The sequence below is a fragment of the Rhizobium sp. N731 genome (assembly GCF_001664145.1).
Lineage (GTDB): Bacteria > Pseudomonadota > Alphaproteobacteria > Rhizobiales > Rhizobiaceae > Rhizobium > Rhizobium esperanzae.
Window position 1 is genome coordinate 1,335,524 of the sequence record NZ_CP013601.1, and the last position, 18,854, is coordinate 1,354,377.

At 62.4% G+C, this 18,854-nt stretch carries 14 protein-coding genes; 5 read left to right on the plus strand and 9 right to left on the minus strand.

The features are described 5' to 3' along the window. Positions 1-83: 83 nt before the first annotated feature. The 4 genes from AMK02_RS06660 to AMK02_RS06675 all read right to left on the minus strand — a co-directional run bounded on the left by AMK02_RS06660 (position 84) and on the right by AMK02_RS06675 (position 6,963). Positions 84-959, minus strand: coding sequence for a uracil-DNA glycosylase (locus tag AMK02_RS06660; RefSeq protein WP_064801384.1), 876 nt, complete (start codon positions 957-959; stop codon positions 84-86). Between the two features lie 68 nt (positions 960-1,027). Further along, positions 1,028-2,320, minus strand: coding sequence for an Hsp70 family protein (locus AMK02_RS06665; RefSeq protein WP_064801386.1), 1,293 nt, complete (start codon positions 2,318-2,320; stop codon positions 1,028-1,030). Positions 2,321-2,524: 204 nt separating this feature from the next. Continuing rightward, positions 2,525-5,644, minus strand: a complete 3,120-nt coding sequence (locus AMK02_RS06670; RefSeq protein WP_064801387.1) for an efflux RND transporter permease subunit — start codon at positions 5,642-5,644, stop codon at positions 2,525-2,527. Further along, positions 5,641-6,963: an efflux RND transporter periplasmic adaptor subunit gene (locus AMK02_RS06675; RefSeq protein WP_064801388.1), complete on the minus strand. Its 1,323-nt coding sequence runs from the start codon at positions 6,961-6,963 to the stop codon at positions 5,641-5,643. The genes AMK02_RS06670 and AMK02_RS06675 overlap by 4 nt, the downstream gene beginning before the upstream one ends. Positions 6,964-7,238: 275 nt before the next feature. On the opposite strand from AMK02_RS06675, the gene AMK02_RS06680 reads away from it, so the two are divergent. Beyond that, positions 7,239-8,120, plus strand: a complete 882-nt coding sequence (locus AMK02_RS06680) for a phosphotransferase family protein (RefSeq protein ID WP_064801389.1) — start codon at positions 7,239-7,241, stop codon at positions 8,118-8,120. Positions 8,121-8,126: 6 nt separating this feature from the next. Here the strand turns inward: AMK02_RS06680 and AMK02_RS06685 are convergent, their stop codons facing one another. Next, positions 8,127-8,915, minus strand: a complete 789-nt coding sequence (locus AMK02_RS06685) for an SDR family oxidoreductase (RefSeq protein ID WP_064801390.1) — start codon at positions 8,913-8,915, stop codon at positions 8,127-8,129. 243 nt (positions 8,916-9,158) lie between these two features. Between AMK02_RS06685 and AMK02_RS06690 the strand changes: the two genes are divergently transcribed. Further along, complete coding sequence (locus AMK02_RS06690) at positions 9,159-10,823, plus strand: electron transfer flavoprotein-ubiquinone oxidoreductase (RefSeq protein ID WP_064801391.1); 1,665 nt, start codon at positions 9,159-9,161, stop codon at positions 10,821-10,823. A 135-nt stretch (positions 10,824-10,958) separates the two neighbouring features. Continuing rightward, the gene (locus AMK02_RS06695; RefSeq protein WP_064801392.1) at positions 10,959-11,573 is read left to right on the plus strand and encodes a L,D-transpeptidase; all 615 of its coding nucleotides are present in this window, start codon (positions 10,959-10,961) and stop codon (positions 11,571-11,573) included. Between the two features lie 75 nt (positions 11,574-11,648). On the opposite strand, the gene AMK02_RS06700 is transcribed toward AMK02_RS06695, so the two are convergent. Then, complete coding sequence (locus AMK02_RS06700) at positions 11,649-12,551, minus strand: DMT family transporter (protein ID WP_064801393.1); 903 nt, start codon at positions 12,549-12,551, stop codon at positions 11,649-11,651. Positions 12,552-12,649: 98 nt separating this feature from the next. Between AMK02_RS06700 and AMK02_RS06705 the strand changes: the two genes are divergently transcribed. Then, positions 12,650-13,171: an Lrp/AsnC family transcriptional regulator gene (locus tag AMK02_RS06705; RefSeq protein WP_011424650.1), complete on the plus strand. Its 522-nt coding sequence runs from the start codon at positions 12,650-12,652 to the stop codon at positions 13,169-13,171. 183 nt (positions 13,172-13,354) lie between these two features. On the opposite strand, the gene mgtE is transcribed toward AMK02_RS06705, so the two are convergent. Next, the gene (gene mgtE / locus AMK02_RS06710; protein ID WP_064801395.1) at positions 13,355-14,728 is read right to left on the minus strand and encodes a magnesium transporter; all 1,374 of its coding nucleotides are present in this window, start codon (positions 14,726-14,728) and stop codon (positions 13,355-13,357) included. 263 nt (positions 14,729-14,991) lie between these two features. After that, positions 14,992-16,215 carry an MFS transporter gene (locus tag AMK02_RS06715; RefSeq protein ID WP_064801397.1) on the minus strand — a complete coding sequence of 408 codons (1,224 nt, stop codon included), beginning with the start codon at positions 16,213-16,215 and terminating at the stop codon, positions 14,992-14,994. Between the two features lie 294 nt (positions 16,216-16,509). Between AMK02_RS06715 and AMK02_RS06720 the strand changes: the two genes are divergently transcribed. After that, positions 16,510-17,454 carry a diacylglycerol/lipid kinase family protein gene (locus AMK02_RS06720; RefSeq protein ID WP_064801398.1) on the plus strand — a complete coding sequence of 315 codons (945 nt, stop codon included), beginning with the start codon at positions 16,510-16,512 and terminating at the stop codon, positions 17,452-17,454. Positions 17,455-17,466: 12 nt separating this feature from the next. Here AMK02_RS06720 and AMK02_RS06725 read toward each other — a convergent pair whose 3' ends face one another. Further along, entirely contained in the window at positions 17,467-18,816 is a 1,350-nt protein-coding gene (locus tag AMK02_RS06725) for a glutamine synthetase family protein (protein ID WP_064801400.1), read from the minus strand. Positions 18,817-18,854 lie beyond the last annotated feature (38 nt).

An 18,854-nucleotide genomic window follows, 5' to 3' on the forward strand; every position in this document is an offset into this window, starting at 1 on the left:
GCAGCATCGATTCTGCAATGCATCGTGACGCGATGCAGCCATGCGGAAAACGCATGGATCATTTCATGAATTATTCACTTCGACTAATTTCTAAGCAAAGCGAGCGAGTTAAGCTTTGCTTGAAAGACCAGCAGGTCGTTCCAGGCCAGCCGTTTGTTGACAGGTGCGGTTAACAGATCCTGAGGATGCAGGCTGGCAATGGCGGGGATGACGCGCTCGGCGACGGCAATTTCTCTCCAGCGGCCGCGCAGGCCGTGAATCGTATCGTTTTCTCCGAAGAAGAACCGCGCCGCGAAATTGCCGAGCAGCAGGATCGCCTGCGGCTCGGCGAGCGCAATCTGCCGCTCGATGAAGGGTCGGCAGATATCCATTTCGGCCGGCGACGCCGCGCGGTTGCCGGGCGGCCGCCAGGGAATGACCTGCGTCAGCAGGACGCCGGAACGGCTAAGCCCGATCGCCGCCAGCATCTTGTCGAACAGCTGGCCGGATTTTCCCGAGAACGGCGTGCCCTCACGATCGTCTTCGGCGCTCGGCGCCGAGCCGATCACCATGATGCCGCTGTCGGCGTCGCCGCTGGCAACGATCGTCGAGCGGGCGCTGTGCTTGAGATTGCAGCCGTTGAAGGCCTCGATCGCGGTCTTGAGCTCAGTGAGCGACCGCGCGGCTTCGGCGACAAAACGCGCCTGCTGCACGGCCTCGCCGTCCGGGATCGCCGGTTGCGGCCCGGAGGCCGGGGCCGGACGCGCCGCTGGACTTGGACGAGGCGATGTCTGGCGTTCCTCAGCAATGGGCCGTTCCTGCTGCGCCTGCGCCGCCGGACGGCGCGCGGCCTTTATCGCCTCGAATTCGGCGAAGCGGTCGACCGCCTCTTCTTCCAGCAGCCATTCCACACCGGCATCCGCATGGAAATGCAGAAGCGCTGCAAGCTCGGCGGGGGAAAGGTCGTTGGCGGAGATCATGCGGCAAATCTAGCGAAGAGATCGTGGCATTGAAAGGGCGGGCGGCACATTGGCCGCACTTGCCGGCTTTATTGCACAGTCCATTGCGTGATGTCGTCGCGTTCGCCGATCAGCGCCAGTCCATGGGCGATCGACAGCAGTTCGCCGCCGCTTTCGATCCGGCCGCGCTCGAAGCGCTCGGTGAAGATGCGGCGCACCGCCGGCACGAAGGAGGTGCCGCCGGTCAGGAACACCTTGTCGATGTCGGCAGGCTTCGTCTCGGTCTTGACGAGCACCTCGTCGAGCGCACCTTCGATGCGGGCGAGATCCTCGGCGATCCAGCCTTCGAAGTCGCGGCGCTTGATGCTGCGCTGTCCGCCGCGGCCAAGCGGCGCGAAGTCGAAATGCGCCTCGTCGGCAGCCGAGAGCGCCATCTTTGTCGCCGACACCGCCTGGTAGAGCGGATATCCCTCGTCATGGTCGATGAGGTCGATGAAGATTTCGAGCTTTTCCGGCTCCAGGCTGGTGCGCACCAGTTTCTTCAAATCCTCGAACTCCCGCGTGGTCTTGAAGATCGACAGCTGGTTCCAGCGACCGAAGCTGGAATAGTAGTTGGACGGCACTTCGAGAATCTTGTCGAAGCTCTTGAAATGGCTTCCCTTCCCGATTAGCGGAGCGACGATGTTGTCGATCATCCGATAGTCGAAATGATCGCCGGCGACGCCGACGCCGGAATGGCCGATCGGCGTTGCCGTCAGCCTGCCGGCGACGGTTTCGAAGCGGATCAGCGAATAGTCGGTCGTGCCGCCACCGAAATCGGCGACCAGCACCGTCGCATCCTGCTTCAGATTCTGCGCGAAATAGAAGGCGGCGGCGACCGGCTCGTAGACATAGTGGATTTCGGGAAAGCCGAAGCGCGACAGCGCCTCGTTGTAACGTTCGGTCGCCAGCGCCGGATCGGGGCTGGCGCCGGCGAAATGCACCGGACGGCCGGTGACGATGCGGCTGACATCCGAGGGCCAGCTGTCGCCGGCATAGTTGCGCAGGCGCCGCACGAAGATCTCCATCAGGTCCTCGAAATTGTGCCGCTTGGCGAAGATCAGCGTGCCCTGGAACAGCGCGCTTGCCGCAAAGGTCTTGATCGACTGCAGGAACCGGCATTCGCCGGGATTGTCGATGAATTGCCGGATCGCCGCATGGCCCGCCTCCACCTTCAGCGCCGAGGCGCCGAGCTGGGAGTCCTTCATGAAGGAGAGTGCCGTCCGCATGCTGTCGGCCGTGCCGGCTGCGCTTGTGAACGTCATCGAGCCCGTTGCCCCGCCATCCGCCATGGCGAGAACCGTATTCGTCGTGCCGAAGTCGAAACCCAGCGCCTGAGCCATGCCCGCACCTCTTCATGCCGATTGTTGATGGAGACGGAGCAGCGCTCCGCAAGGGCGTAAGGACGCCCGGATCAAGGAGGGCGGTTGATGCCATAGCGGCGTGACACATTCAAGTGGATTGAAGATCGAGGCGCGCCGCCATGTCCGCTTCTTCGCCGCTCGGGCAAGAAGCGGACCGGCAAGGCCCGGTATCGTCAGAACGCCTTACTCGGCGGCCAGCGCCCTTGTCTCCTGCAACACCGGCTCCTCGACCTTCTTCTGGCCCATCAGCCTGCCGAGGAAGCTTCCGAAGCGGTCCATCTCGACGAAGATGACAGGGGTGATGAACAGCGTCAGCAGCTGCGAGACGACAAGGCCGCCGACGACGGCAATGCCGAGCGGCTGGCGCAGCTCCGAGCTTGCGCCGGTGCCGAGTGCGATCGGCAGAGCGCCGAGCAGGGCGCAGAAGGTCGTCATCATGATCGGCCGGAAGCGCCGCACGCAGGCCTCGTGGATCGCCGCCGTCGCCTTTTCGCCGGTCGTGCGCATGGTCTCCACCGCCACGTCGATCATCATGATCGCGTTCTTCTTGACGATGCCGATCAGCATCAGCAGGCCGATGAGCGCGATGATCGACAGATCGAAGCCCATGATCTTCAAGGCGAGCAGCGCACCGAAGGCCGCCGCGGGCAGGCCGGACAGAATGGTGAGCGGATGGATGAAGCTCTCATAGAGGACGCCGAGCACGACATAGATGGTCAGAATGGCCGCCAGGATCAGATAGGGCGTATTGCCTTGCGACTGTTCGAAGATCTCGGCCGTGCCGCCATAGGAGGTGAAGACATCGGCCGGCAGGCCGATCTCCTTCTTGATCTGGTCGATCGCTGCCGTCGCGTCGCTGAGCGAAACGCCCTCGGGCAGGTTAAAGGAAACGGTGGTCGAGACGAGCTGGCCCGTCTGATTGATCGTCACGGGGCCGGTGGTGCGCTGGACGTGCGCGAAGTTCGAAAGCGGCACCAGACTGCCATTGGACGAGGCTACGCGAATCTCCGACAGCTTCTGGTCGTCCCAGGGCTTGCTGGTGTCGTATTCGACGATGACGTCGTAGCTGTCGCCGGTCGACTGGATCTCCGCCGCTGCATATCCGCTGAAGGATTCCTGCAGCGTCGTGCGCAGCGTATCATTGTCGATCCCATAGGCGGCCGCCCGCTCGGTATCGATGACGATATTGGCTTGCAGGGCGTTGTTCTGGGCATCCGATGTCACATCGGTGAACAGCCCGCGGTCACCACGCATCGCCGCCTGGATCTTGCCGGCCCAGAGGTTGGTCTGGTCGGCGCTCAGCGCCTGGATGACCAGCTGATACTGGCTGGCGGTCTGGCGGCCGCCGAAGCGCAGGCTCTGGTTCGGCGTCACGAAGGCCTGCAATCCGGGAATCTTGTTGATTGCAGTGCGCAGCTCACGCAATGTCTGATCAAGCGGCGGGCGCTCCTTCTTGTCCTTGAGTTCGACGAACATCGAGCCATTGTTCTGCGGTTTGTTCGGGTTGCCGCCGATTGTCGACATCACGTGATTGACCGCCGGGTTCGCCTTGACGGCGGCTGCCGCCTGTTGCTGGAGCGCCTCCATGGCGGAATAGGAAATGTCCTGCCGGGCCTGCGTGCTGATCGACAGGCGGCCGATATCCTCCTGCGGGAAGAAGCTCGTCGGCAGCGTCATGAAGAAATAGAACGTCAGTGCGACGGAGCCCAGGAAGATGCCGAGGATCGTCAGACGATGGCGAAGGCACCAGCCAACTGCCCTGTCGTAGCCGTTGAGCGTCCGCTCGAAGCCTGCGTCGAAGAGGCGAATGAGGAGCGGCGGCCGACTGTGATTGTTGGAAAGACGCGAGCCAAGCATCGGCGTCACCGTCAGCGAGACGATCGCTGACGATATGATGGCGATGGCAACGACCATGCCGAATTCGTTGAACACGCGGCCGACGACGCCGCCCATCAAGAGGATCGGGATGAAGACCGCGATCAGCGAAACCGACATGGAAATGATGGTGTAGCTGACTTCGCCCGCTCCCTTGATCGCCGCTTCACGCACCGGCATGCCTTCTTCGACGTGACGCAGGATGTTTTCGAGCATGACGATCGCATCGTCCACCACCAGACCCACCGCGAGCGTCAGCCCCAACAGCGAGATATTGTCGATGCTGTAGCCGAGCACATACATCATCCCGAACGTCGAGATCAGCGACAGCGGAACGGCAAGCCCCGGAATGATCGTCGCGGTCGCATGGCCGGTGAAGAGATAGATGACGAGAACGACGAGGCCGATCGTCAGGAACAGTGTGAACTTCACATCGGCGATGGCGGCGCGAATGGGTTTTGCGGCGTCGTTCATGACCACGGTCGTCACCGAAGACGGAATTTCGGCGTGCAGCTGCGGCAGCTTGGCGTTGATCGCATCGACGACATCGACCGTATTGGCATCCGGCTGACGCTGGATGGCGAGGATGATGCCGCGCTGGCCATCATACCAGCTGCCGGTATACTGGTTCTCGACCCCATCCTGCACATCGGCGACATCACCCAGATGGATCGGCGCTCCATTCGGATTGGCGATGACGAGCGAGCGGAATTGGTCGGCATTGGTGCGCTGCGTGTTGGCGGTGATCGTCATGCTCTGCGAATTGTTCTGCAGCGTCCCCACAGGCTGCTGGCTGTTGGCGGCAGCAAGCGCCTTGTTGACGGTGTCGATGCCGATGCCGCGGGTGAGCAGCCTGTTGGGGTCGACTTCGACGCGCACGGCATAGGTCTGCGCACCATAGACGCTGACCTGGGCAACGCCCGGAAGCGTCGAAAGCGATGGCGAGATGATGTCCTCGGCGATCTCGTCGAGCTTGCTGCGCGGCATGGTGTTGCTCTGCACGGAGAGCAGCATCACAGGCGCATCGGCTGGGTTGGTCTTGCGATAGCTCGGTGGTGTCGTCAAGTTGTCGGGCAGCTGCCGGGTCGCGTGCGAGATCGCCGCCTGCACGTCGGCTGCGGCCGCGTCGATATCGCGGTTAAGATCGAACTGCAGCACGATGCTGGTGCTGCCGAGCGAGCTCGAGGCGCTGATTTCGCTGATCCCGGGAATGGTCTCGAACTGTTTGATCAGCGGCGTGGCAACCGAGGTCGCCATGGTCTGCGGCGAGGCGCCGCTCAGCTGGGCCGAAACGTTGATCGTCGGAAAATCGACCTGCGGCAGGGCTGCAACCGGCACGAGCCGGTAGCCGGCAAGACCGGCCAGAATGACGCCGATGGCAAGCAGCGTCGTCGCGACGGGGCGCTGGATACAAAAAATCGGGATCATTGCTGAGCTCCCACGGCGATCGTCTCGGACTGCTGCGGTTGCCGAGGCTCTTCGGCAGAGGCGACATCAAGGGTCTTGTCGTCGAACTGCTCGTTGATTGCCTGCTGGTCGCTGAGCTGGCCCTGGCCTTCGATGACGACATGGTCGCCCGGCTGAAGACCCGATTCGATGGCGGTAAAGCCGCCATTGGCGCGGGCGACGGTGACCGGCGTCAGATGCGATTTGCCGTCCTTGACGACAAAGGCGAAGAACCCGTCCGGGCCGGGGCTGACGGCAACCGTCGGCACCACCACCTGCTGTTGGTCGTTGTTGAAATGCACGATGATGTTGATCGATTGGCCAGGCCAGAGCGCACCGGAGGCATTCTCGAACTTTGCCTTGGCCACGATCGTGCCCGAGGCGGTATCGACCGTGTTGTCGTAGAAGCTGATTTCGCCCTTGCGGATCTGCCCCTTGGTGGAAGCGGGAACTGTGCTGACCTCGACCGGACCGACTGCCAGCGCCTTCTTCAGGACGCGCAGATAACGTTCCTGCAGGTGAAATTTCACATAGATCGGATCGTATTTCGCGATGGTGACGATTGCCGAGCCGGCATTGAGGAAGGCGCCCTTGCTGACGGCAATATCGCCGAGCCGGCCGTCGAAGGGCGCCCGGATATCTGTATTCTCGAGGATGACTTGATCCGAGGCGAGGGTGGCCTTGTCAGCCTCGACCGTGGCCGCGGCGGTGTCGCGGGCAGCTCTTGCCTGGTCGAGGCTCTGCTGCGTGCCGGCCTTCTGGTCGAACAGGTCCTGCGCGCGAACCAGCGCCGTCTCTGCTTCCGAAAGCGTTGCCGTATCCCGAACGATCATCGCATTGTCTTTGTCGACCGCCGCCTTCGCCGTCCGGTCGTCCAGCTTGGCGATAAGGTCGCCGGCTTTGACGGTCGCTCCATCCTGCGCATTGATGCTGACGATCAGGCCCTGTTCCTGTGCGGCCATGGTCGTATTGTCGTCGGCATCGGCCCAGCCGGACGCGGTGACATCCGTCGGCAGCGTCGTTTTCACCGCAGCGACTGTTTTGACGACAGTTGGACCGCCGCCGCGTCTGCGCCCGCCACCCTGGTGTTGCCCGCCATTCTCGGCCTGATCGGTCGGCGCCTGATTTGCCTGCGTCTGATCGCCCTGTGCCTGCCTGCTGCCGCCATTGCCGCCGGCCGGCTGCTTGATGAGCTCGGAGAGGTAGGGAATGCGCGCCGCATAAGGGACCAGATTCCCGAATTGCCAAACGCCGACCGCGGCGATTGCGACAAAGCTGACGGTGATCCAAAATTTCTTCATGGGCTAGACCGGGGTTTGAGCAAGGGTGCAAATTTATGCTTTGATTGAGCCGCTTATATTGCGGCGCAAAAAAGACATAATTCCGGTGTCGCGATCACTAAGTGGTTATAACGGCTTAAATTTTTGTAATGAATATTCCGTAATATTCAAATTATACTAATATAGTGCGGGTGCCACTTGGCGCGGCTTCGGCGGCTGGACGCCGACGGGTTTCGACAGGCCGATGCTGCTCGCCTGCATCCAAAGAACAGGGAAAACAGAAAAGGCAGGTCGTCATGACAGAGTTGAACGTCAGCGAATTTCGCTCTCTCATCACAAGTGTATTTCCGGAACTGACGGCCTCCGTTTTCAAGCTCGCGGCGAAGGGCTGGGATTCGATGGCAGTCGACGTCGACGACACGCTGATCTTCAAGTTTCCCCGCCATCTCGGCGCCGAAAGAGCGCTCGTGAAGGAAGCGGCTTTGCTCGATATCGTTCGACCCTCGCTGTCGATGGCAGTTCCCGACATGCGCATTCACGACGGGCCGCCGATCTTCTCCAGCCACGCCAAGCTCGAGGGCGAACACCTCATTGCCGAAGATTACGATGCGCTGGGAGAGGGCGGCCGTCAGCGCCTGGCGGATGACCTCGCGCGTTTCTACGCCGAACTGCACGCGCTCGATGCCGATCGCCTGCGGGCGGCCGGCGCCGGAGCGATCCAGCCATGGCAATCGCCGGAGGCGGTTCGGACGAAGGCTTTGCCGCTGCTGCCGGCTGATATCAAGGGCTTTGCCGAAACCGTTGTTTCGGATTTCGAAGCCTTGCCGCCGGATCCCTACGGCAACGTCTACGGTTTCTTCGACGGTCACGGCTGGAATATGGCCTTCGACTATCGCCAGGGTAGGCTCAACGGCATTTACGATTTCGCCGATTCAGGTTTCGGTCCGTTGCACCAGGAGTTCATCTATTCGAACTTCATCTCGCCCGATCTGACCGCGCGCATCGTCTCGGCCTATGAAATCCTGACCGGACGCAGGCTTGACCGGCGGCGCATTGCGATCCTGACGGGCTTCCATCGGCTTTCCGAACTCGCCGAACTTGCCGATGATCCGGCGAATGTCGAACAGATGATCCGGAGCGCGGCGACCTGGGCCGCTGCGGCGGCCCGTGCGGCCTGAGCGGCTCTAGACGGACCGTGCGGCGCCGCCGTCGCAGCGGATCAGCGAGCCGGTAATGTAGCTTGCCGGCTGGCTGCACAGGAAGGCGGCCGTTGCGGCAAATTCCTCGACCGTGCCATAGCGGCCGACGGGAATGCGCGCCTCTTTGTCGGCGCGAATTTCCTCGAGGCTTTTGCCCGTCCGCTTTGCCGCGGCGCCGTCGAGGTCGTCGAGCCGCCTCGTCAGGATGCTGCCCGGCAGAAGCAGGTTGGTGGTGATGCCGAAGCTCGCCACTTCGGAAGCAAGCGTCTTGCTCCAGCCGGCAAGCGCCGGGCGCAGCGTGTTCGACAGCGCCAGGTTGGCGATCGGTTCGATCACGCCTGATGAGGCAACCGTCAGGATGCGGCCCCAGCCTTGCGCCTTCATATCGGGCAGCAGCGCATTGGTGAGCGTTATCACCCGCGCAACCATGGAGAGGAAGTAGGTTTCGAGCTTTTCGGCCGTCATCTCCTCCGTCGTACCGGGCGTTGGTCCGCCGGTATTGTTGATGAGGATGTCGATGCCGCCGAACTTCTCCTTCACCGCCGTTGTTGCCGTCTCGACGAAGCGCTCATCGCCAAGATCGGCCCAGATCCAGTCGGCCCGGCCATTGCCTTCGCTGTTGATCGCCGCGCAATTGGCCTCCAGCTGTTCGCCACTGCGTCCGCAAAGCAGCACGTTTGCACCTTCGCGTGCGAGTGCTGCGGCGATGCCGAGGCCAAGCCCGCGCGAGGAGGCGAGAACGAGCGCCCGTTTGCCCTTGATGCCGAGATCCATGATTTCCTCCGATGTCTTCGAGGGATGTATAAGGCGCGGGCGACAAAAAAGGAAAGGGAGGGCCGTGGTCTCACAGGTTTCGCATTTGACGTTAACGTAAGCGGTACTGTAAGTCTCGCATCGGCTGAAATGTCTTTGTGCGAATTGAGGATTGGCTGTCGCATCCCGGCTCGACAATGCTTCGCGGTTTTGACAAGACAGTGGCCATGGGATGATGGCCACTGGCCAAGCGGAGACGAATGAATGACCGAGACGACTGAGCTGCCCGAACGCGAGAGCATGGAATTCGACGTTGTGATCGTCGGCGCCGGTCCTGCCGGTCTGGCGGCGGCGATCCGGCTGAAGCAGGTCAATCCGGAACTGTCGGTGGTGGTGCTGGAGAAGGGGGCCGAGGTCGGCGCCCATATCCTCTCCGGCGCCGTCGTCGATCCTATTGGCATCGACAGGCTGCTGCCCGGCTGGCGTGAGGAAGCCGATCATCCGTTCAAGACGGAGGTGACGGCAGATCACTTCCTGGTACTCGGCCCGGCCGGCTCGATCCGTCTGCCGAATGTGCTGATGCCGCCCTTGATGAACAATCACGGCAACTACATCGTCTCTCTCGGCAATGTCTGTCGCTGGCTGGCGACGAAGGCCGAGGAACTCGGTGTCGAGATTTATCCGGGTTTTGCCGCCGCCGAAGTGCTTTACGATGACGAAGGTGCGGTAATCGGCGTTGCCACCGGCGACATGGGTATCGACAAGAATGGCGAACCCGGCCCGAACTATACCCGCGGCATGGAGCTGCGCGGCAAATACACGCTGATCGGCGAGGGCGTGCGCGGTTCGCTCGCCAAGCAGCTGATCGCCAAGTTCGACCTGCAAAAGGATCGTGAGCCGCAGAAATTCGGCATCGGCATCAAGGAGCTCTGGCAGGTCAAGCCGGAGAACCACAGACCGGGCCTTGTGCAGCATTCCTTCGGTTGGCCGCTCGGCATGAAGACCGGCGGCGGCTCCTTCCTTTATCACCTCGAAGACAATCTGGTGGCCGTCGGCTTCGTCGTTCACCTGAACTACAAGAACCCCTATCTCTATCCCTTCGAGGAGTTCCAGCGTTTCAAGACCCATCCGGCGATCCGCGGAACCTTCGAGGGCGGCAAGCGGCTCTCCTATGGCGCGCGCGCCATTACCGAGGGCGGCTACCAGTCGGTGCCGAAGCTGTCCTTCCCGGGCGGGGCGCTGATCGGCTGTTCGGCCGGTCTGGTCAACGTGCCGCGCATCAAGGGCAGCCACAATGCGGTGCTGTCGGGCATGCTGGCCGCCGAGAAGATTGCTGCGGCGATTGTATCAGGCCGCAGCCATGACGAGGTGGTCGAGATCGAGAATGAATGGCGTGGCACCGACATCGGCCGCGACCTGAAACGGGTGCGCAACGTCAAGCCGCTGTGGTCGAAGTTCGGCACGGCGCTCGGCGTCGCGCTCGGCGGTCTCGACATGTGGGTGAACACGCTGTTCGGCTTCTCCTTCTTCGGCACGCTTGGTCACGGCAAGACCGATGCGCAGTCGCTGGAGCCTGCCGCAAATCACAAGCCGATCGCCTATCCGAAACCCGACGGCGTCCTGACCTTCGACCGTCTGTCCTCGGTGTTCCTGTCGAACACCAATCATGAGGAAGACCAGCCGGTGCATCTGCAGGTCAAGGACATGGGGCTGCAGAAGAGCTCCGAGCTCGGCATCTATGCCGGGCCGTCGACCCGCTACTGTCCGGCCGGCGTCTACGAATGGGTGGAGAAGGATGGCGACAAGACCTTCGTCATCAACGCCCAGAACTGCGTGCACTGCAAGACCTGCGACATCAAGGACCCCAACCAGAACATCAACTGGGTGCCGCCGCAGGGCGGCGAGGGGCCGGTCTATCCGAATATGTGAGGCGGATCGCGGACATTGGCGGTTATTTCGACCGCTGACGTCTTCGTGATCGCCTTTCGACGGCTGCCGTTAGCCGTTCGTTAACCATAAATTCCTTAGCTTGCGACATCTTGTTGACGCACTAAGGACACATTCATGACGATCTCCCGTCGGGGTTTTCTGATCGCTCTGCCGCTTTTTGTCGCCGGCTGCTCCTCGACCGGCCTCAACAGCCAGACGAATTATGCAGCACTTCCGGATGAAAAGTTTCCGTTGAGGCAGGTGCCGATCGACAAGATCAAGCCGGAACTTCGCCGCCAGGAAGTGGCCTATGAAAGCGCGCATGCGCCGGGCACGATCGTCATCGACACGCCGGCGCGTCGCGCCTACTACGTCCTTGGTGACAACAGGGCGATGCGATATGGTGTCGGTGTCGGCCGCGAGGGACTGGCATTTGCCGGCAACGCCTATATCGGACGCAAGGCCGAGTGGCCGAGCTGGACGCCGACGGAAAACATGCAGCGCCGCGAAGAACGCTATCGCAGGCTTGCCGGCGGCATGCCGGGCGGCCCGAACAATCCGCTCGGCGCGCGGGCGATGTATCTCTATCGCAGCGGCAACGACACGCATTTCCGCATTCATGGCACCAATCAGCCGGAATCGATCGGCCTCGCCATGTCGAGCGGCTGTATCCGCATGATGAACCACGATGTGATTGATCTCTATAGCCGCGTCGAGGTCGGAGCCAGGGTTGTCGTCATTCAGGCCTGAGCGACCGAGAACACGCTGAAAAGCCGCCGCAGCGATGGCTGCCGGCGGCTTCGTAATGTCGGTCGCGGCTGATGGTCAGCGTCGCGCGGCAATTCCCGTCGAAAGTGCGACGCCGATGCCGGTGACCACCGCGGCACTGATTTCGGCAAGGCCGATCGTTTCGCCGAGCAGGAGACCGCCGCCGAGGGTCGCAAGAACAGGCGTCAAAGCCGTAAAGGCGGCGGCCTGTGTTCCGCCGAGGATGCGGACCGCCGTGCCATAGGCGACCATGGCGACGAGGCCTGACAGAATGCCCTGGCTCAAAACCTGCAGGCCGATTTCGGCAAGCGGGGCCTGCGGCAGCGAGATGCCGAAGACGAGTGCGAGCACCGCCATGATCACGAAAGACCAGGCGGCAATCAGCGCGCTGGCCTGAATGGCCGTCAGACCCGAGCGGCGAAAGGCATGGGTGTAGCTTGCCCAGAGCACGGCGCCGGCCGGCAGCATGACAAAGCTTGTCCAGGGCAGGGAGGCATCGGCAAGGCTGCGGGCAAGCAGGATCAGGACGCCGCCGACGATTGCCGCCAGCCCGGCAATGCGTGTGGCATCCGGCCGTTCCCGAAACAAGAGAATGCCGATCAGTGCGGTGGCAAGCGGCATGGAGCCGCCGAGCAGGATGCCGGAGGAAGCTGCCGGTGTGGAGTGAATGGCAAGCGTCGTGACCAGAAAGAAGATCGCGCCGCAGCCGGCGACCATGATCGCCAGCAGATAGAGCGGCACGCCCTTCGGCAGCAGACCGATGCGAAGCCAGACGGGCGAAAGCGCGAGCGCCGGAATGCCGAAGCGGATGAGGCCGATATCGATGGAGCCAAGCGACGTCGCCGCGCTGTGGCGGGTCGCCAGAAACCAGGTCGCCCAGATCAGTACGGTGATACTGCCGGCGGCATAACCGAACGTCTGCGAAGGTGATTTGTCGTTTGAAAATACAATCGTGCTCATCGTCCCTAATCCTTTCCTCCATCCGGATCTTGTCCGGTCGAGGAAGAGATTAGCGCCGGGAGCCAGGGCATGTCCTTGCTATCTATGGCTCGAAAAGCGTGCTATACGCAATCTTCTGCCAAATCATGCCAAAGGGTTTCACGAAAGTGCCAAATCTCGATAAATTCGATATTGCCATCCTGAAATGCCTGCAGGAAGATGCGCGCGCCACTAACGTCGAGATCGCCGAGAAGGTGAACCTCTCGCCGTCGCCCTGCCTGCGTCGCATCCGTAATCTCGAACGCTCCGGTATCATCCGCGGCTACACCGCCGATATCGATCGCAAGGAGGTCGGTCTCGGCCTGACGGTCTTCGTCGAATTCAAGGTGGTGCATCACAGCCGCGAAAATTCCGAGGCACAGCAGAAGGCATTGCTCGCCATCCCCGAAATCGTCTCCTGTTTCCTGATTTCGGGAACAGCCGATTTCCTGGCCGAAGTGGTAGTGGAAGATCTCGCCGCCTATGAACGGCTTCTAACGGACACGCTGCTGACCTTGCCGAACGTCAGCGACATCCGCTCGAACTTCGCCATCCGCAGCATCAAGACGCATGGGCCGTTGAAACTGCCCGAGGGAAGATAATTTCCCAATAGTTTTTCTCGCTAATAAAAGCCCCTCCCCAACCCCTCCCCACAAGGGGGAGGGACTAATCTGGGGCGCCGTCTCGCTCCCCATCAAAGGTCAATAGTTGGGATGCGGGTGCGGCAGTTTAAGCTCCCCCCCTTGTGGCCCTTGTGGGGAGGGGTTGGGGAGGGGTCTTGGGTGCTACAGCAGCGTCCCGCTGAGGATGAGCAGCGCCACCGAGAAGTAGATGACGAGGCCGGTGACGTCGACCAGCGTGGCGACGAAGGGGGCCGAGGCGCTGGCCGGGTCGAGCCGGAGCTTCTGCAGCACGAACGGCAGCATCGAGCCGCAGATCGAGCCGAAGGTGACGATCCCGATCAGCGCGGCAAACACTGTGACGGCGACCATCGGCCAGTGCGGGCCGTAATTGTAGAGCCCGGCGGATTGCCAGAAGACGATACGGATGAAGCCGACGAGGCCGAGGATCGCGCCGAGCACGATGCCGGTCGGCAGCTCGCGGAAGAGCACTTTCCACCAGTCCGAAAGCTTCAGCTCGCCGAGCGCCAGCGCCCTTATGATCAGTGACGTCGCCTGCGAACCGGAATTGCCGCCCGAGCTCATGATCAGCGGGATGAACAGCGTCAGCACCACGGCCTTTTCCAGCTCGCCTTCGAAATGCTGCATGGCGCTCGCCGTCAGCATCTCGCCGAGGAACAGGGCGGCGAGCCAGCCGGCCCGCTTGCGGATCATGCCGGCAAAGCCGATCTTCATATAGGGCTGGCCGAGCGCCTCCATGCCGCCGAACTTCTGGGCTGCTTCCGTCGTGTCCGAAATCATCGTATCGATCACGTCGTCGACCGTGACGATGCCGAGCACCTGCCCATGTTCGTCGGTCACCGGCAAGGCGAGCAGGTCGTGTTTGCGGATCAACCGGGCAACATCCTCCTGCTTCATCAGCGGATCGGCCGAAACCGGAACGCCTTTCTGGGCGACCGTGAGGATGGAGGCGTCAGGCTCGCCGGTGATGAGGCGGCGCAGCGTCACCACATGCATCAGCGCATGGCTGCGCTCGTCGAGCACATAGATGGCGTAGACGGTCTCGCGCGAGCGTTCGACCTGGCGCACATGATCGAGCGTCTGGGCAACGGTCCAGCTGTCGGGCACGCTGACGAACTCCGTCGTCATGATGCCGCCGGCCGTGCGTGGCGGATAGCCCATCAGATGCTGGATGGCGACGCGCACCGGCTCGTCGAGGCTGGAGAACAGCCGGGCGCGGGTCTCGCCGTCGAGTTCGAGCAGCACGTCGGCGACGCGGTCGTTGGACATGCCGTGCAGCAGCCGTGCGGCGTCCTCGGCGCTGATCAGCGCGAGGATCTGTGCGGCGTTGCGAAGCTCCGGCCGGTCGAGAATGTTGACGGCATAGTCGAGCGGCATGGCCGACAGCACCCGCCCGGCGTCTTGGATGCTGAGCGCGTTCAACGCGTCGACGCGTTCGGCGATCGTGGCGCCGCGGCTGTTGTTGATGAAGGCACGGGCGGCATGGCCTGCCCGAAGAGGGAAGCGATTGATATTCATGAGGCTCGCCTTTCCGTCGATCCGCCGTAGCGTCCGATCGGGCGAGCCGACAGGAGTCGGTCAGCGCACGAGGGCGGCCGCGTACGGCAAAGGCAATCGACTGCTACTGTCGCTTGGCATCGCTAAGATGACTCCGTTGAAATCCGTGGCCGACAGGTGCCGTCCACATGTATGCTAGGTGGTCCCGAACGCGGAAAAAGTCAAGCCGGCTAAATGCTTAACGCCAGAATGTCGCACCTGTTCGCGTTGCAGGCGGAGATGCGCTACGCCACCTGCGTGCTGCGACGCTCCAGGCGGGCGGAGGCGGCGAAGACGAACAGGCCGAGGAAGGAGAGTGCCGCGCCGACATAGCCGGTTGCCGCAAACCCATAGCCCCAGGCGATGACGAGACCACCAAGCCAGGCGCCGATCGCATTGGCGATGTTGAAGGCCGAATGGTTGGAAGCCGCCGCCAGCGTCTGAGCATCGGCAGCGACATCCATCAGCCGCGTCTGCAGCGCCGGGCCGGCGGCAAAGCCGCAGCCGACGAGGAAGACCGAGAGGCCGAGCATATAGGGGTTGGCAGCAGTCAGCGAGAAGGTGGTCAGCACGACGATATTATAGATGAGCGAGCCGCCGATCGTGCCGAGCAGCGACTTGTCGGCGAGCCACGAGCCGATGAAATTGCCGGCATTCATGCCGACGCCGAAGAGCACCAGCATGATCGGAACGGCTGTTTCCGGCAACATCGCCACCTCGGTCGTCGTCGAGGCGATATAGCTGAACATGGCAAACATGCCGCCATAACCGACGGCGGCGATGCCGAGCGTCAGCCAGACCTGCGGTCGGCGGAAGGCGCCGAGTTCGCGTGAGAAACTCGCTTCTTCGGAAACCCTGTCCCTGGGAACATAGAGCCAGATCAAGGCCACTGTCAGCAGGCCGACGACGCCGACCGACAGGAACGCCACCTGCCAGTCGAGCGATTGGCCGAAAAACGTCGTCAGCGGCGTGCCGAGGAGAGTTGCGACAGTCAGTCCGAGCATGACGCGTCCGACAGCGCGTGCCCGCCGATGAACCGGCACCATCGAGGCGGCCACAAGCGCGGCGACACCGAAATAGGCGCCATGCGGCAGACCGGTGATGAAGCGCAGCACGGTGAAGGCCTCGAAGGTCGGCGCCATGGCGCTCGATATATTGCCGATGGCAAAGACCAGCATCAGCGTCAAAAGCAGTGTGCGGCGCGCCATCTTCGCGGCAAGAACGGCGATGACGGGCGCGCCGACGACGACGCCGAGCGCATAGGCGCTGATGACATATCCCGCCTGCGGCGTCGTTACCGAGAAGGTATCGGCGACATTGGGCAGCAGCCCCATGATTGCGAATTCGCCGGTACCGATGCCGAAGCCGCCGCAAGCGAGCGCCAGTTGAACCAAGGCCACGGTCGTTGCCGATGGCAGTTCGTCACCCGGCCGGGTACCAATGGAATCACTGATGGCGATCTCAGTCATGAGAGCTCCGTGGAAAGGTTTTCTGCTTGGCAATGACCCCTGGCGTCGCCGCGAGGCGATCGGGATAAATGGCGGGAAGTGGACGATCTCTCCGATATCCGATCTATCCGCAATGCAGCGGCCGGCGTCGAGTGCAATTTTCGCAGTGCAGCGTCCTGCTATGTGCATATGTCCGTTGCAATATTTGCATTTCTGTCATTTCCTGCCGTGAAGGGGCGGCGCTTGAAATCGCCGGTGGCGCAACCATCTGAGGAGCAAGGCAGGACCATTTCCGCGCCAGGAACGGGAGCCCTCATGAAGCTTGTAGGCTTTTTCAATCGCGACGGCGGTACCTTCAAGACCACCGATATGCTGGCCTACGAGAAGAGGGCGGAAGCAGCTTTCCGCGACGCCGGACACGATTTCGAGGCGATCGTTTTCTCCGGCAAGGAAATCATTCCCGCCATGGAGCGGGCGGCCAAGCGCGACGATATCGACGGCATCGTCGCCGGTGGTGGCGACGGCACGATTTCGGCGGCGGCCTCGATCGCCTGGAAAAACGGCATCGCGCTTGGCGTCGTGCCGGCCGGCACCATGAACCTCTTTGCCCGCTCGCTGCGCGTGCCGCTCGATATCTGGCAGGCGCTCGATGTGCTTGCATCAGGCGAGATCGACAACGTCGATATCGCCAGCGCCAATGGCCGCCCCTTCATTCACCAGTTTTCCGCCGGCTTGCATGCCCGCATGGTGCGCTACCGCAACGCCTACAGCTATCGTTCGCGGCTGGGCAAGATCAGGGCGAGCATGAAGGCTGCTCTCGGCGTGATCTTCAATCCGCCCGAGTTCGAGGTCGAGTTCGAAGCAGCCGGCATGCGTGAGCGCCGCAGGGTCTCGGCGGTCTCGGTCTCCAACAATCCTTTCGGCGAAAATGCGCTGCTTTATGCCGATAATCTCAGAAGCGGCGAGCTCGGCTTCTATACGGCAAATCCGCTGAAACCCCTTGGTGTCGCCCGCCTTGCCATCGACATGCTGCGCGGAAAGGTGCGCGAGAATGCCGATGTCATGGTGATGCATCCGGCCGAGGTGCGCCTGCATTTCCCGAAGCTGCGCTCCAAGGCCAATTGCGTCATGGACGGCGAGTTGCTGCCGCTCGAACGCGACGTTTTGATCCGTCTGCATCCCGGCGAACTGAAGGTTCTCGTCAAGCAGGGTCTGGCAGCTCAGATTGATGCGGACGAACGCCGCGAACCCGCGGCGTGAGGGCCGAAGACGTCAGACACGCGGCAGGTAGGTGCGGTAATCGAAATCGGAGACCGCGCGCAGGTGCGCCAGCGCTTCCTTGCGTTTGGTGTCGCCGTAGAGCGCCTGATAGCGTGTGCCGAAGATATCGGCGACGAAGGGTGAGGCGCGGAAAGCATCGACCGCGCTCAGGAAATCATGTGTCAGTCGCGTTGTATTGGCGGGCGTATGCGCCGGCGTCGTCTCCTCGCCGGGGTTGAGTTCGTGGTCGAGCCCCGTGAGCATGCCGCCGAGGATCGCCGCCAGCAGCAGGTAAGGATTGGCGTCGGCGCCGGCGACGCGGTGTTCGATGCGCGCGGCCGGCCCTTCCTTGTCGGGGATCCGGATCGCCGTGCCCCGATGGCCGCTGCCCCAGGTCAGATCGACGGGCGCGAACGAGCCTGGCTGGAAGCGCCGGTAGGAATTGGCGAAGGGGGCGAAGATCAGCTGCGCCTCGCGCATGCTGTCGAGCATGCCTGCGGTGACCGATTTCAGCAGCTTCGGCTCGCCGCCTTTGGCGTCGAGAATGTTGCGGCCTTGTTCGTCGATGACGCTTACATGCACATGCAGGCCGGAACCGGCATGGTCGGTATAGGGCTTGGCCATGCAGGTCGATTTCAACCCGTGGCGGCGCGCCGCCTGTTCGGCGATGCGCTTCAAGTAGAGGCAGTCGTCGGCCGCCGCCAGCGCATTGGCGCGGTGCATGAGGTTGACTTCGAATTGACCGGGCCCGAATTCCGCTGTCGTCGCATCCGCCGGCAGGCCCTGCGCCTTCGCATAGGCCCTCAGCGTCTGCAGATAGGCGTCGAGCGCATCGACGGCGCTCATGTCGTAGAGCTGGAAACCGTTCGGCTCGCCGCGATAGGTGAGGCTTTCGGGCGGGGAAGGGCGTCCGGTCTCGCGCCAGTCTCCAGACATCACATAGAATTCCAGTTCGGTCGCGACGACGGGCGTCAATCCGCGCAGCCTGTAGCGCTCAACCACCGAGGCAAGGATGGCGCGCGGATCCATGAAGCTTGGGCTGCCGTCGAATTCGCACATGGTGGCCAGCACCTGCATCGAGCCCTCCGGCGCCCAGGGCATCGGCGCGAGGCTGCGTCGGTCGGCAACGACCATGCCGTCGGGATCGCCGATCGTCAGCGACAGGCCAGTGATATCGTCATTGTCGTCGCCCCAAATGTCGAGCGATTGCGTCGAGGTCGGCAGGCGGATCTCGCCGGTCCAGATCTTACCTTCGCTGTTCTGAGGAAGCTGCTTGCCGCGCAACTCACCGTTCATGCCGACGATCAGGATTTCGAAACGCGGCTCTCCATCGGCCTTGCCGTCCATCCTGTCGCTCGCCATGACCTTGAAAATCCTCCGGGACAAGGCCAAGCTCCTAT